Consider the following 14019-nt stretch of genomic DNA (forward strand, 5'->3'; position numbering starts at 1 on the left):
AACGTTCGAATCATCGAACGCGAGAAACCTGAAGACGGGGGGCACGGAGGATGGGCAGCAGCACGCGCCGGCGCCGGTACCTGCGCACCGCCATCGGCCTGGCCGCCGTTCTGGTGCTGTCGGTCGTGGGTGCCGGAGCCTGGTTCTACCACCGGCTGGACAGCAACATCACCACGTTCGACGCGGGCGGTGTCGCCACCGAACGCCCGCCGGCCCCCGTCCCGGCCAGCCCCGGCGCCTCCGTGCCGGTCAACGTGCTGCTGCTCGGCTCGGACACCCGCGACGACGGCAACAACGCGCTGGGCGGCGGCGACGAGGGCGTCGGCCACTCGGACACCGCGATCGTGCTGCACATCTACGCCGACCACAAGCACGCCGTCGGCGTCTCCATACCCCGCGACACCCTGGTCACCGTCCCGTCCTGCCGGCTGCCGAGCGGCGCCTGGACGACCGCCAAGAACGACCAGATGTTCAACTCCGCCTTCACCGTGGGCGACGCCCCCAAGGGCAACCCCGCCTGCACCCAGAACACCGTGGAGAAGCTCACCGGGCTGCGGATCGACCACACCGTGGTGGTCGACTTCAAAGGCGCGGCCGCGATGGCCGACGCCGTGGGCGGCGTGGAGGCCTGCGTGCCCAACGACGTCAACGAGTACGGCATCCACCTGAAGAAGGGCCTGCAGAAGCTCTCCGGCCAGTCCGCCGTGGACTACCTGCGGGCGCGCCACGGCATCGGCGACAACTCCGACGTGGGCCGGATGAAGCGTCAGCAGGCCTTCCTCTCCTCGATGATCAAGAAGGTCCAGGGCCAGGGCTTCTCGCTGCCCACCCTGCTGCCGCTGGCGGACGCCGCCACCAAGTCGCTCACCGTGGACGAGGGGCTGGGCACCGCGATGAAGCTGGTGGACTTCGCCCGCTCGGTGCAGGACATCAAGCTCTCCGACGTCACCTTCGTCACCGCGCCCTGGCGCTACGCGGGCGACCGGATCCGGCTGGTCCAGCCGGACGCCGACACCCTCTGGAAGCTGCTGCGCGAGGACCGCACCCTGGACGGGCAGAGCACCGCCGGGACGGGACAGGTGACCTCCTCCCCCACCGCCACCCCGGCCGCCGGGACGCCGCTCACCCCCGAGCAGGCCGCGGCGCCGATCACCGTGGTCAACGGCGTCGGCACCCCCGGCCTCGCGGGCTCCGCCGAGCAGACGCTCAAGGGGCGGGGCTTCCTGAACATCACGCTCGGCTCCAATGCCCCGGGGCACCAGGCCACCCGGATCGCGTACGACCCCGCGCTGAAGGCCACCGCCGACCAGGTGGTGGCGCTGTTCCCCGGCGCCCAGGCGGCCGAGGAGCCCGGCTCGGAGGCGGTCACCGTCACGCTCGGCGCCGACTACCGGTCGGCCGGCACGCAGATCAACGCGCTGTCCTCCCCGAGCCCGAGCCCGAGCCCGACGCCCGGCACCGCGGCCGACGGCACGCCGGGTGCCGCGCCGGGCACCGCACCGAGCACCGCACCGAGCACCGCACCGAACGGCGGCATCCCCACCGGCATAGCGGAGAACACCCGCAACGCCGACACCGATCCGTGCGCCAACCTCACCTTCGGCTGACCGGCCCGGCAGCGGGCCGACCGGGCCCGGCTGCCCGGCCCCCGGCTACTCGGGATCGGGCAGCCCGGTGACCACGGCGGTGAGGCGGGTGCCGGGCGGGAAGGCGCCCGCCCCGGCCAGGTCGGCCAGCGCGGCGAGCAGCTTGGCGACGTAACGCCGCTCCAGCGGGACGCCGTGGCGGCGCTCGAACCGCTCGGCGAAGGCCGCCAGCTCCGCCGGGACCCTGCCGTAGCCGCCGCCGTGGTGCGCGTGGTCGATCCGCCAGTTGTCGAACCCGCGGCCGTACGCGGCCCGGTGGAGCCGGGTGACCTCCGCCTCCAGGTAGCCCTCGCCGCCGCGCAGCACGGCCACGCCGAGCGCCCGTGCGCCCGGCGGCAGGCCCGCCGCGATGCCCGCCAGGGTGCCGCCGGTGCCGACCGGGCAGCAGACCACGTCGCGGGCGCCCAGACCGGGCAGTTCGGCCGGGATCTCGGCGGCGCCGACGGCGGCCAGGGCGTTGGAACCGCCCTCCGGGAGCACCAGGCAGGGGCCCCAGCGGCGCTGCAGCCCGTCGTCCGTCCCCCGGTCGAGGCCGGCCCGGCCGGTGGCCTCCCGGTACGCGGACCGGGTCAGGAACTCCAGCCGCATCCCGGCCTCCTCGGCGGCCCGCAGCGACCAGTTGCGCGGCCGGTCCGCCAGTTCCTCACCGCGGACCAGGCCCACGCTCTCCAGCCCGAGCGCCCCGGCGGCGGCCGCGACGGCCCGCAGGTGGGTCGAGTAGGCGCCGCCGAAGGTCAGCAGCCGGGTGTGGCCCCGCTCCACGGCGGCGGCCAGGTTGGGCGCGAGCTTGCGCCACTTGTTGCCGGGGACGCTCGGGTACAGCAGGTCGTCCCGCTTGAGCCGCAGTTCCACCCCGGCCCGGGCGAACACCTCGTCGGTGCAGTCCACCAGCGGGGTCGGCAGCAGGGCGGGTTCGAGCACCCGGCCAGCTTACGGGCCCCGGCGGGCCGTCCGGACGGCACGGAGCCCGGCCGCCGACCGGCGACCGGACTCGCGGGAGAGGCCGGTCAGCCCCCCGCCGCACCGTCGGCGCGGGTGGCGTTGACGGCCCGGCGCAGCGCCCGCGGGACGGGGCCGGCCGCGGGGGCCAGCTTGTCGATCCGGGCGCGGAACTCGCGCCGCCCGCCCCAGGTCAGGACCGTGCCCAGCTGGGCCGCGTCGACCAGGGCGACCAGGGCGGCGTCCGCCGGGTCGACCCGGCTGAGCGGGCCCTTCAGCGCCGAGCCGACCGACGCCACGAGCGACTTGCGCAGCCGGGGCTCCGTCAGGACGACCCTGGTGGACGGGAACAGTCCGAGCAGCCGGCGCGGCTCGACCCGGATCCGGCCGGCCGCCGCCAGGCCGTCCCGGACCACCCGCGCGGCGCGGGCGGTCGGGCCGCGGTTCCGGCCGACCCAGCTCTGCCAGCTGCGCCGCCGCTCCTGCCGGATCTGCTCCAGCAGCGCGGCGCTGAGCGGGTCCAGGCCGTCGGTCGGCCCGCCGGCGACGGCGGCCGGGTACCGGCCGTCCTCGCGGATCAGTCCGCGCTGCAGGAGTTCGACGAGCGCCGCCGCCCGCACCACCAGGTCGAGCCGGTCGGTGGCGGTGAGCCGCTCGCGCTCGGGGTGGTAGGCCAGCAGGTACAGCTTCTCGGGAAGGGTGACGGACAGGTCCATGTCGGTCTCCGAAAGGTGTTCGCGCGCCCGGCCTCCGGTCAGCTCTCGTCGGAGCCGCCGGGCTCCGGACCGTCCTCGGCCGGGCTCTCCTTGGGCGGGCGTCCGCGCCGGGGAAGCCGGTTCGCGCCGCTGGGCATCCGGCCCGCGTCCGTGAGGGCACGGCGGAGCAGGAACTCGATCTGCGCGTTGGTGCTGCGCAGGTCGTCCGCAGCCCATCTCGCGAGTGCGTCGTGAACTGAAGGGTCCAGTCGCAGCAGGATCTTCTTCCGTTCCGTCGCCACTGCCGCGCCTTACTGGTAGAGGGAGCCCGTGTTGACGACGGGCTGGGTGCCGCGGTCGCCGCAGAGCACCACCAGGAGGTTGCTCACCATGGCCGCCTTGCGCTCCTCGTCCAAGTCCACCACGTCGCGCTCGGCGAGCCGGTCCAGCGCCTCCTCGACCATGCCGACGGCGCCCTCGACGATCAGCTTGCGCGCCGCCACCACGGCCCCGGCCTGCTGGCGCTGCAGCATCACCTGGGCGACCTCCGGCGCGTACGCGAGCCTGGTGATCCGGGACTCGACCACCCGCACGCCGGCCGCCGCGACCCGGGCCGCGATCTCCGCGGAGAGCTTGCGGGCGATCTCGTCCGCGCCGTCCCGCAGCGACAACTGGCCCTCGTGGTGGGCGTCGTACGGGTAGCTGGTGGCGATGTGCCGTACGGCCGTCTCGGTCTGGATGGCGACGAAGTCCGTGTAGTCGTCCACCTCGAACACGGCCATCGCGGTGTCCTCGACCTGCCAGACCACCACGGCGGCGATCTCGATCGGGTTGCCGTCCGCGTCGTTGACCTTGGTGGTCTCGGTCTCGTGGTTGCGGATCCGCAGCGAGATGTGGCGCCGGTTGGTGAACGGGTTCATCCAGGTCAGGCCCTCGGCCCGGATGGTGCCCCGGTAGCGCCCGAGCAGCTGCACGACCCGCGCCTGGCCGGGCGAGACGACCGTCAGCCCGCACAGCAGCACCACCGAGGTGATCACCAGCAGCGGCCCGGCGACCACCAGCGCGGCGCCCAACCCGCCGTTCCCGTTGGTCAGTTGGACCACGCCGGTGATGAACGACGCGACCCCCGCGACCAGGCCGAGCAACGCGCCGAAGAGCACCGGCAGTCCGGCGGCCCCGGTGACGACGCGTTCGGTGATCTTGGGGACCGGCAGGTCCAGGGCAGGGCCGTCCTCGACGGCGAAACGCGGCGTGGTCATGGGACCGACTCCTCCAACGAGTGCTGCATCCGATGGCAAAGTGATATCACTTTTTCCGCGCACCGCGCCAGGGGTCGGCAGCCGGGGAAGCGCGGGCGGGGGAGGCGGCACGGGTGGCGACACGGAGGCGGCACGGAGGCGGCACGGAGCCGACGCGGGAGGCTGCCGCGAGGGCAGCGGGGGACGCCGGGGGCGATGTCCACGGGCGGGTGAATTCCGGCGCGCCACACGGGGAAAGGCGGTGGCCGCGGCCTAGACTCTGCGTCGTCGCAGGCGGCCGAGCTCCGGCTCGGAGGCCTGCCCTCGGAAGGTCCCGGGACCCTCCTCGCGCATCGAGAAGGTGGGGCGGGTGGGACTCGAACCCACGACCAAGGGATTATGAGTCCCCTGCTCTAACCGGCTGAGCTACCGCCCCGGTTCGCCGCGCGCGCCGGTCGTCGGCCACGGCAGCAGCAGACGGCCCCAGCGAGGCCGTCCCGGGCAGCATAGCCGGTCGATCACCCGTGGTGCGCGCCGGGGGCGCACCTGGGTGCGGGACGGTGCGCGCCTCTCCGGGCGGCGCAGCCCGGCTGGCGGCGCGGCGCCCCGCCGGGGCAGCCTGGGCGGATGACGACACGTAGGGCGGGGGCGGCGGCCGGCGCGTTCGCGGCGGCGGTGCTGGCCGTGGCGGGCTGCACCACCTCGGCCGGGCCCGGCGGGGGCGTCCCCACAGTCACCTCGGCGCCGGCCACGACCGCCCCGGGGGACAGCCACGGCTGGAGCAGGCAGCGGCTCAGGAGCGCGGTCGCCCGGCGCACCGGGGTCACCCGGACCGCCAAGCCCACCGTGCTCAACGGCCTGGTCGGCGCGGTGTTCACCCGCAACGCCGACGGCGACCACTTCTGCACGGCCAGCGTGGTCGACAGCGCCGGGCTCAACCTCATCGTCACCGCCGCCCACTGCGTCTGGGACCCGAAGCTCGGCCAGCGCAGCGACCTGGTCTTCGTCCCCGGCTACCGGGACGGGGACACCCCCAGCGGCGTCTGGCCGCTGCTGGCGGTCACCGTCGACGACGACTGGAAGGACCACGCCGACCCGGACGCCGACGTCGCCTTCGCGGTCGTCCAGGCCCAGAACGGGCAGCAGGTCCAGCAGGTGCTCGGCGCCAACCGACTGGGCGTCAACCGCGGCTACCGGCTCCCGGTGAAGGTCACCGGATACCCGGGCAGCAGCGACGTCCCGATCACCTGCTCGAACACCACCTCCGAGCAGAGCCCCACCCAGCTGCGGATCGACTGCCCCGACTACACCGGCGGCACCAGCGGCAGCCCCTGGGTCACCGACTTCGACCCGGCCACCAGGACCGGCACCGTGGTCGGCGTGATCGGCGGCTACCAGGAGGGCGGCGACACCCCGGACACCTCGTACAGCAGCTACTTCGGCGACCGCGTGCAGGCGCTCTACGACCGCGCCACCGGCTGACCGGGCCGACGCCGGGCACCCGAGACGGTGGCGCCGCCACGCACGGCCTGGTAGATCTTCCTCACGAACGGCGGAACGCACGGCCCCGGTGCCCGCCCCGAGGAACGAGACGGAGCCCCGATGGCCCCCCGCCCGGCACGGCCCGCGCGCACGGTACGCACGGCCGCCCTGGCCGCCCTGCTGCTCGCCGCCTCCACCGCGTGCGGCGGACAGGACGGGACGCCGACCGCCGAGGTGGCGGGCCAGAACCCCGCCCGGGACCGGATCGGCACGCTCTCCCTCCACACCGCGCAGGGCCCCCGGGCCTGCACCGCCAGCGTCGTGCAGAGCCCCCGGCACAACCTGCTGGTGACCGCGGCACACTGCGTGCAGAGCCGCCGGATCGGCCTGCTGGACGGCCTGGTGTTCACCCCGGGCTACCGCAACGGGTCCACTCCGTACGGGACTTGGCCGGTGCAGTCGGTCACCGTCGACCCGCACTGGGCCTCCGACGACGACCCGGAGTACGACGTGGCGTTCGTGACGGTGGGCACGGTCGACGGCCGGCAGATCGAGGACACGGTCGGCGGCAACCCGATCGCCACCGGGGAGGGCTTCGGCCTGTCGGTCTCGGTGACCGGCTACCCGAACGAGAGCGACGAGCCGATCACCTGCTCGGTGCGGACCCGCTCGCAGAGCGCCACCCAGGAACGCTTCGACTGCGGCGGCTACACCGACGGCACCAGCGGCAGCCCGTGGGTGACCGAGAAGGGCACCGTGGTCGGCGTGATCGGCGGCTACCAGGAGGGCGGGGAGACCCCGAGCACCTCGTACAGCGTGACCTTCGACCAGCGGGTGACCGACCTCTACCGGAAGGCGACCACCTGATTCCGGGGCCGTCCGGGGCGGCGTCACGACGTGACGTACGCAACACCGTGCGACGGCAACACGAAGGCCCCCCGGTCGACCGAGGGGCCTTCGCTCTGAGCAGTCACCGGGCGCACCCGGTGCAGCTCCCGCAATTGGACTCGAACCAATAACCTGCCGATTAACAGTCGGCTGCTCTGCCAATTGAGCTATGGGGGATCGGCTCCCGCCCCGGCCCCCGGTTTCCCGGACTCCGCGGCGCTCGCTGCGGGACATACATTAGCGCACTCGGGGGGGTGGTCCGCCAATCGCTTTCCCCGGCTGCCCCGGGGTTGCCGTCCGGCGTGCCCGGCGCGCGCGCCCGGCCGCGTCCGGGGATGCTGGGGGCGCGGACGGTTCGCCGTCCCGACGGACGGGTAGGGCAATGCGGCAGAAGGCCGCCAGGAGAGGGTGGATCCGACCATGTGGAAGCTGTCGTTGGCCGCGGGCTTCGCGGCCGGCTACGTGCTGGGCTCGCGGGCCGGGCGCCGGCGCTACGAGCAGATCGCCAGGGTCACCCGGCAGATCGCCCGGAACCCCACGGTGCAGAGCGCGGCCGACCGGGCGCGGCACCAGGCCGGCGCGGTGGCCGGGAAGGCCGCGGGCGCGGTCGCCGACCGGGTCGGCGACCGGCTGCCGCCGTCCGTCACCGACCGGGTGCCGTACTTCAACCGGGCCCGGGCGGAGGACGACGGCTGGGGTACCTTCCGCCCGTGACGGGACGGTGACCCGAAGGCGAAGCGGGACCCAACCGGTGGTCCCGAACGGGCAACGGCTCACCCGGCCCGGACGCGTCCCGGGCCGGGCTGAGGCATGATCTCGACATGGCCATCGTCGCGGGGATAGACAGCTCGACCAGCCGTACCCGGATCGTCGCGTGCGACACGGAGACCGGGGCCGTCCTGCGCTCCGGCAAGGCGCCGCACCCCGTCCCCGAGGACCAGGACCTGCGCCCCGGCGAGGCCGACCCGCAGGTCTGGCTGCACTCGCTCGGCGACGCCGCCGCCGGCGGCCTGCTGGAGGGCGTCCGGGCGATCGGCGTCAGCGCGCAGCAGCACGGCATGATCGGCCTGGACGCGGGCGGGGTGCAGGTCCGGCCCGCGATCCTCTGGAACGACCCGCGCTCCAGCGGCGCCGCCGCCAAGCTGCTGGACGCCCTCGGCGGCCCGGCCGGCTGGACCGCCGCGATCGGCGCCGTGCCCGCCCCGACGTACACCATCGCCAAGCTGCGCTGGCTGGCCGAGTTCGAGCCCGCCAACGCCCGCCGGGTCGCCGAGGTGCTGCTGCCGCACGACTGGCTGGTCTGGCAGCTGCTCGGCCACCCCAGGCGCCGCACCACCGACCGCGGCGACGCCTCCGGCACCGGCTACTGGTCGCCGATCACCGGCGAGTACCGGCAGGACCTGATCGAGCTGGCGCTCGGCCACGGGCTCAGGGTGCCCGACGTCCTCGGCCCCGCCGAGCCCGCCGGGCACACCCCCGAAGGCCTGCTGATCTCGGCGGGCACCGGGGACAACATGGCCGCCGCCCTGGGCCTGGGCCTGCGCCCGGGCGACGCGGTGGTCTCGCTCGGCAGCGCCGGGACGATCTTCGCGGTGCACGAGGAGGCCGTGGTGGACGCCTCCGGCCTGGTGTCCTCCTTCGCCGACGCCAGCGGCCGCCACCTGCCGATGGTCGCCACCCTCAACGCGGCCCAGGTCCTGCTCTCCACCGCCGCGCTGCTCGGCCGGGACCTGGAGGGCCTGAGCGAACTCGCCCTGCACTCCTCCCCCGGCGCGTACGGCCTGGTGCTGCTGCCCTACCTGGACGGCGAGCGCACCCCCGCGCTGCCGCACGCGGCCGGCACCCTGACCGGCCTGCGCGCCGAGGCGATGACGCCCCAGCACCTGGCCCGGGCCGCCGTCGAGGGCATGCTGTGCAACATCGCGGACGCGCTGGACGTGCTGCGCGCCCAGGGCGTCGGGGTGAAGCGGGTCTTCCTGCTCGGTACGGCCGGGCGGCTGCCCGCCGTCCGGCACATCGCCCCGATGCTGTTCGGCGCCCCGGTCGTGGTGCCGCCGCCGGGCGCGCACGCCGCCCGCGGGGCCGCCCGGCAGGCCGCCTGGGCGCTGGCGGGCACCGTGGAGCCGCCGGAGTGGGAGCTGCCGGACGCGCAGACCGTCGAGCCCGACGGGGAACAGGACCTGGCGATCGGCTCGGCGGTGCGGCAGCAGTACCGCGCCGCCCGCGACCAGATCCACCCGGAGGCGTCGGCCTGACCGACCGGCCGCGGTGGCGGCCGTCCGCACCCGCCGGTGCTGCGGCGCCGGCCCGCCCCGCCCGAGGAGCACGGGGTGCCGGCCCGGCGCGTCTGCGCCACTGGGCCGCCGCGGGAACGTCACGGCGGGAGGGCGCAGCGAAGCGCCCTCCCGCCGGTTGTCCCGGGCGGGCCGGGGCAGCCTCCCCCCGCGAGGCTGCCCCGGCCTGGTGGGGGAACCGGGACGGATTCCGGACGGCCGACGCGCGTCCGTCCGGAATCCGGACGGACCCGTCGGACGGCCGACCGCTCCGACCAGAGAACTCTGCACGACGGCCACATGGTTGTTCGAGCGTCACCTGGGCTTGTGAGACACTTCCGTCCGTCTCAGCGCCATGACCAGGGGATTGAGACGCCAGGCCGATGAGGTTGGAGACGCGGAGACACCCGAACGGCCCGGGCCGGAGCCCGTTCCGCCCGTTCACGTCCCCCGTTCCGCCCCTCACATTTGGAAGGCCGCATGGGTTCCGCCTGGAAGAACCTGCCCGAGGAGCTGTCAGAGCCCGCCAGACGCCTGGCCGAAGAGCTCCGGGCCATCAAGGACGCCGCCGGACTCTCGCTGTCCGAGCTGGCCTCGCGCACGCACTACAGCCGGGCCTCCTGGGAGCGCTGGCTGAACGGCAAGCGGGTCGTCACCGAGCAGGCGCTGGACGCGCTGATCGGGGCGGTGGACTGCGACGGGACGGCGCTGCGCGCGCTCTGGGAGCGGGCGGTGACGGCGCCCGGGGAACCGGCCGAGCCGTCGGGTGCCCCGGCGGGAACGCCGCCCCACGACGGGTCCGGCGAGCCCGTCGTCCCCGTCGCCCCCGTCGAGCCCGCCGAGCCCGGTGCGGGGTCCGCCGGGGAACCGGACGAGGCGCTGGTGACCGGCCAGGCGCCGGAGCCCGCCCCCGTCGCCTGGTGGCGGCGCCCGGCGGCGCTGCTCACCGGCGCGGCGGTGCTGGCGGCCCTGCTGGTGCTGGCCGGCCTGCGCGCCGCCCGGCACGACGGACCGCAGACCGCCGCCGGGCCGCACCCCGCCCCCTCCGCGGTCGCCACCGCCGCCCCGGCAGCCAGCCCGTCCCCGGCCGCGACCACCTCCGGCGCCCGGCCCATCCCGGCCGCTCCCACCTGCCAGGCCATGGGCTGCGACCACAAGGACCCCAAGTACACCGGCTGCGGCAAGGACGCGCGGACCCTGCACACCGACGTGATCGGCAAGGTGGTGATCTACCTCCGCTACAGCCAGGCGTGCCAGGCCGCGTGGGCCGCGATCACCGAGGGCGAGCCGAACGACTTCGCGACGATCATCGACAGCACCGGCGACAGCGAGCAGGCGCTCATCCACTACGGGTACGACAACTACTCGCAGATGCTGAACGCGTCGGACCCGACGATCGGGTTCCACCTCTGCGGGCACCAGCCGGCCGGGGACCTCTGCACCTCGGAGGTCTTCGACCTGGCCTCCGTGGTGGCGTCGACCCCGATCCCGATCGGCCCCGCCTCGCCGCCGCCGGGCACCGGAGCGGGCGCGGCCACCACCCCCGCGGCGGACCCGACGGCGGCCCCGGCGACGGCCCCGGCAGCCGCGACCGACTCGCCGACGCCGTCCTAGTCGAGGTACCCGCGCAGCTGCTCGGCGAAGGCGTGGTCGCGCAGCTTGACCAGCGTCTTCGACTCGATCTGGCGAATCCGCTCCCGCGTCACGCCGAACACCGCGCCGATCTCCTCCAGCGTGCGGGGGCGCCCGTCGTCCAGCCCGTAGCGGAGCTGGACGACCTGGCGCTCCCGCTCGCCCAGGGTGGCCAGCACCGCGTCGAGGTGCTGGCGCAGCAGCAGGAAGGTCGCGGACTCGGCGGGCGAGGCGGCGTCGGCGTCCTCGATCAGGTCGCCGAGCGCGACGTCGTCCTCCTCGCCGACCGGGGTGTGCAGCGAGATCGGCTCCTGGGCCAGCCGGAGCAGCTCCCGCACCCGTTCCGCGGTCAGCTCCAGGACGGCGGCGATCTCGGCCGCGGTCGGCTCCAGGCCGCGCTCCTGCAGCAGTCCCCGCTGGACCCGGACCACCCGGTTGATCAGCTCGACCACGTGGACCGGCACCCGGATCGTCCGGGCCTGGTCGGCCAGGGCCCGGCTCATCGACTGGCGGATCCACCAGGTCGCGTACGTGGAGAACTTGTAGCCGCGGGCGTAGTCGAACTTCTCCACCGCCCGGATCAGGCCCAGGTTGCCCTCCTGGATCAGGTCCAGCAGGGTCAGCCCGCGGCCGACGTAGCGCTTGGCGACGGAGACCACGAGGCGCAGATTGGCCTCGATCAGCCGGCGCTTGGCGATCCGGCCCCGCACCACCAGGGTGTCCAGCTCGCCGGCCAGCGGGTCGGGCGGCGGCGGGTGCCCGTTCAGCCGCTCCTCGGCGAACAGGCCGGCCTCGACCCGGCGGGCCAGCTCGACCTCCTCGACGGCGGTGAGCAGGCGGATCCGGCCGATCTCCCGCAGGTACTGGCGCAGCAGGTCGGCGGCCGGGCCGCCGTTCTCGGCCGCCTCGCGGCGCGCGTCCGCCGGGTCGACACCGGGGTCTCCCCCGGGGTCTCCCCCGGAATCCGCTTCGGGCCCGGCGTCGGGCTCGTGCTCGGACCCGGCCTCCGGACTGTCCGGGTGGCCCTCCGGCAGGCCCTGGGCAGGGACCCGCGCACCGCCCGGGGGCGCCGCCCCGGCCCGGCCGTGGTCGGTCTCCTGCTCCCCGGCCGGTCCGGCGGGGTTCGCTCTCGTACTGGTGGTGGTCGCTGCGGCGAGGCCTTGCTCCACGGGCATCCCCTCGGGGCGGGCGCGACTCTGGCGGACCCGCGCTGTACGGAGGTGGGACGCCCTCCAGTGTGCGGTACGCCACACTCCGTGGCCGAGACTCGTGCGCCGACTTTCTGCGCAACCGTCCTACAGCGCCGCGGCACCCCGGCTGCGCAGCGCCTGCCCGTACTGCTGGAGCTGCCACAGCTCGGTCTGCACCGCGTGCAGCTGCTCGGCGTCGGCCCGGTGGCCGAGCCGCTGGAGGTAGCCGCGGACCTCGTCGATCCGGCGGTCGACGGCCAGCCGGCGCAGCTTGACCAGGAACTCCCCCGCGTAGACCGCGTCCGCCTTGCGGCGCGAGCGCACCGGCTCGACGGTCAGCTCGGTGACCAGCGAGCGCACCCGGTCGTCCGGGGAGGCCTCGCGCACCGCGCTGGTGAAGTCCGGCAGGGTCGCACCGTACGCGGCGCCGCCTGCCTTGGCGATGGCCTGCCGGACGGCGGTGTACGGCGGGGTCGGGAACTCGTCCTCGCCGTAGTGGTCGAAGGCCGGGCTGACCAGGTCCGGGTGCTGCAGGGCCAGCTTCAGCAGCTCGCGCTCGACGAACTGGGCCGGGTCGCGCGGGTTGAGCCGGAAGGCGGACTGCGCGGGGCGCGGCGGCTGCACCGGCTCGGGGCGGCGCTGCGCGGCACCGCGCGGGTTCTGCTGGCGCTCGCGGTCCCAGCGGGCCAGCTGGGAGACCCGGCGCACCACGAAGGGCTCGTCCAGGATGCCGAGCATGCCGGCCAGCCGGACGGCGTACTCGTGCTGGATCGAGCGGTCCTTGATCTTGGCGACGATCGGGGCCGCCTCCTCCAGCGCCGCCGAGCGCCCCTCCGGGGTGTCCACCCGGTGCCGGGCCACCACCGAGGTCAGCGCGAACTCGAACAGCGGGACCGGGTTGTCGATCAGCTGCTTGACCGCCTCGTCGCCCTGGGCCAGGCGCAGCTCGCACGGGTCCATGCCCCCCGGGCTGACCGCGATGGAGGTCTTGGCGGCGAACTTCTGGTCGTCCTCGAAGGCCCGCAGCGCGGCCTTCTGGCCCGCGGCGTCGCCGTCGAAGGTGAAGACCGTCTCGCCCCGGTATTGGGAGGTGTCCATCAGCAGCCGACGGATGATCTTGATGTGGTCCTCGGCGAACGCGGTGCCGCAGGTGGCCACCGCCGAGGTCACCCCCGCCAGGTGGCAGGCCATCACGTCGGTGTAGCCCTCGACCACCACCGCCCGGCCCGACTTGGCGATCTCCTTCTTCGCCAGGTCGATGCCGTACAGCACGTGGGACTTCTTGTAGATCGGCGTCTCGGGGGTGTTCAGGTACTTCGGACCGTTGTCGTCCTCGCGCAGTCGGCGGGCGCCGAAGCCGACCACCTCGCCGGCGATGTCCCGGATCGGCCACACCAACCGGCCGCGGAAGCGGTCGATCAGGCCGCCGCGCTGGCCCTGCGAGGCCAGGCCACCGAGCAGGATCTCCTTGTCCGTGAAGCCCTTGCCGCGCAGGTAGCGGACCAGGTGCTCCCAGCCGGCCGGCGCGTAGCCGACGCCGAAGGCCTTGGCCGCTTCCTCGTCGAAGCCGCGCTCGGCCAGGAAGCGGCGGCCGATCTCCGCCTCCGGCGAGGCCAGCTGCTCCCGGTAGTAGGCGGCGGCCACCTTGTGCGCCTCGACCAGGCGGGTGCGCTCGCCCTGCTGGTGGCGCGGGCTGTAGCCGCCCTCCTCGTAGCGCAGCGTGATGCCCGCCTGGGCGGCCATCCGCTCGACGGCCTCGGCGAAGGTGAAGTGCTCGATCTTCATCAGGAAGGCGATGGTGTCGCCGTTCTCCTGGCAGCCGAAGCAGTGGAAGACGCCCTTGGCGGGGTTCACGTAGAAGGAGGCGGACTTCTCGTCGTGGAAGGGGCAGACGCCCTTGTACTCCCCGCCGCCACCGTTGGTCAGCTGTACGTAGTCGCCGACCACCGCGTCGATCGGCAGTGCGCTGCGCACCGCCTGTACGTCTTCGTCCCTGATCCGCCCGGCCACCCCGGAAGTCTACTGGGGTGGCCGGG

At 74.6% G+C, this 14019-nt stretch carries 12 protein-coding genes and 2 tRNA genes; 6 read left to right on the forward strand and 8 right to left on the reverse strand.

Annotation, left to right across the window (positions count from 1 at the left end):
• The first annotated feature begins 50 nt into the window (after nt 1-50).
• Nucleotides 51-1607, forward strand: coding sequence for an LCP family protein (locus ACIGG8_RS20050; protein WP_396549511.1), 1557 nt, complete (start codon nt 51-53; stop codon nt 1605-1607).
• A gap of 45 nt (nt 1608-1652) precedes the next feature.
• Here the strand turns inward: ACIGG8_RS20050 and ACIGG8_RS20055 are convergent, their stop codons facing one another.
• The 5 genes from ACIGG8_RS20055 to ACIGG8_RS20075 form a co-directional block, all read right to left on the reverse strand.
• On the reverse strand, nt 1653-2567 hold the full coding sequence (locus tag ACIGG8_RS20055) for a 1-aminocyclopropane-1-carboxylate deaminase/D-cysteine desulfhydrase (RefSeq protein ID WP_396549513.1): 915 nt from the start codon (nt 2565-2567) through the stop codon (nt 1653-1655).
• Between the two features lie 86 nt (nt 2568-2653).
• Nucleotides 2654-3301 carry a GPP34 family phosphoprotein gene (locus ACIGG8_RS20060; RefSeq protein ID WP_396549515.1) on the reverse strand — a complete coding sequence of 216 codons (648 nt, stop codon included), beginning with the start codon at nt 3299-3301 and terminating at the stop codon, nt 2654-2656.
• Nucleotides 3302-3339: 38 nt separating this feature from the next.
• A complete protein-coding gene (locus tag ACIGG8_RS20065; protein ID WP_396549517.1) occupies nt 3340-3582 on the reverse strand; it encodes a hypothetical protein in 243 nt (80 codons plus the stop codon).
• 9 nt (nt 3583-3591) lie between these two features.
• Nucleotides 3592-4539, reverse strand: a complete 948-nt coding sequence (locus tag ACIGG8_RS20070) for an SPFH domain-containing protein (protein ID WP_396549519.1) — start codon at nt 4537-4539, stop codon at nt 3592-3594.
• Nucleotides 4540-4880: 341 nt separating this feature from the next.
• Nucleotides 4881-4954 (reverse strand) — tRNA-Ile (locus ACIGG8_RS20075).
• A 191-nt stretch (nt 4955-5145) separates the two neighbouring features.
• Between ACIGG8_RS20075 and ACIGG8_RS20080 the strand changes: the two genes are divergently transcribed.
• Together ACIGG8_RS20080 and ACIGG8_RS20085 are read left to right on the forward strand one after the other, a co-directional pair.
• Complete coding sequence (locus ACIGG8_RS20080; RefSeq protein WP_396549520.1) at nt 5146-6000, forward strand: trypsin-like serine peptidase; 855 nt, start codon at nt 5146-5148, stop codon at nt 5998-6000.
• A 120-nt stretch (nt 6001-6120) separates the two neighbouring features.
• Nucleotides 6121-6867: a trypsin-like serine peptidase gene (locus tag ACIGG8_RS20085; RefSeq protein WP_396549522.1), complete on the forward strand. Its 747-nt coding sequence runs from the start codon at nt 6121-6123 to the stop codon at nt 6865-6867.
• Between the two features lie 125 nt (nt 6868-6992).
• Here the strand turns inward: ACIGG8_RS20085 and ACIGG8_RS20090 are convergent.
• Nucleotides 6993-7065 (reverse strand) — tRNA-Asn (locus ACIGG8_RS20090).
• 231 nt (nt 7066-7296) lie between these two features.
• Here ACIGG8_RS20090 and ACIGG8_RS20095 point away from each other — a divergent pair.
• The 3 genes from ACIGG8_RS20095 to ACIGG8_RS20105 all read left to right on the forward strand — a co-directional run bounded on the left by ACIGG8_RS20095 (nt 7297) and on the right by ACIGG8_RS20105 (nt 10775).
• Nucleotides 7297-7602: a hypothetical protein gene (locus ACIGG8_RS20095; RefSeq protein WP_396549523.1), complete on the forward strand. Its 306-nt coding sequence runs from the start codon at nt 7297-7299 to the stop codon at nt 7600-7602.
• 107 nt (nt 7603-7709) lie between these two features.
• A complete protein-coding gene (locus ACIGG8_RS20100; RefSeq protein WP_396549524.1) occupies nt 7710-9143 on the forward strand; it encodes an FGGY family carbohydrate kinase in 1434 nt (477 codons plus the stop codon).
• Between the two features lie 498 nt (nt 9144-9641).
• On the forward strand, nt 9642-10775 hold the full coding sequence (locus ACIGG8_RS20105; protein ID WP_396549526.1) for a DUF2690 domain-containing protein: 1134 nt from the start codon (nt 9642-9644) through the stop codon (nt 10773-10775).
• Here the strand turns inward: ACIGG8_RS20105 and ACIGG8_RS20110 are convergent.
• Nucleotides 10772-11968 carry an RNA polymerase sigma factor gene (locus tag ACIGG8_RS20110; protein ID WP_396549527.1) on the reverse strand — a complete coding sequence of 399 codons (1197 nt, stop codon included), beginning with the start codon at nt 11966-11968 and terminating at the stop codon, nt 10772-10774. The genes ACIGG8_RS20105 and ACIGG8_RS20110 overlap by 4 nt on opposite strands.
• Nucleotides 11969-12088: 120 nt before the next feature.
• On the reverse strand, nt 12089-13993 hold the full coding sequence (dnaG, locus tag ACIGG8_RS20115; RefSeq protein WP_396549529.1) for a DNA primase: 1905 nt from the start codon (nt 13991-13993) through the stop codon (nt 12089-12091).
• Nucleotides 13994-14019: the final 26 nt, after the last annotated feature.

The sequence above is a fragment of the Kitasatospora sp. NPDC085464 genome, from assembly GCF_044541955.1.
In the GTDB taxonomy this organism is placed as follows: Bacteria; Actinomycetota; Actinomycetes; order Streptomycetales; family Streptomycetaceae; genus Kitasatospora.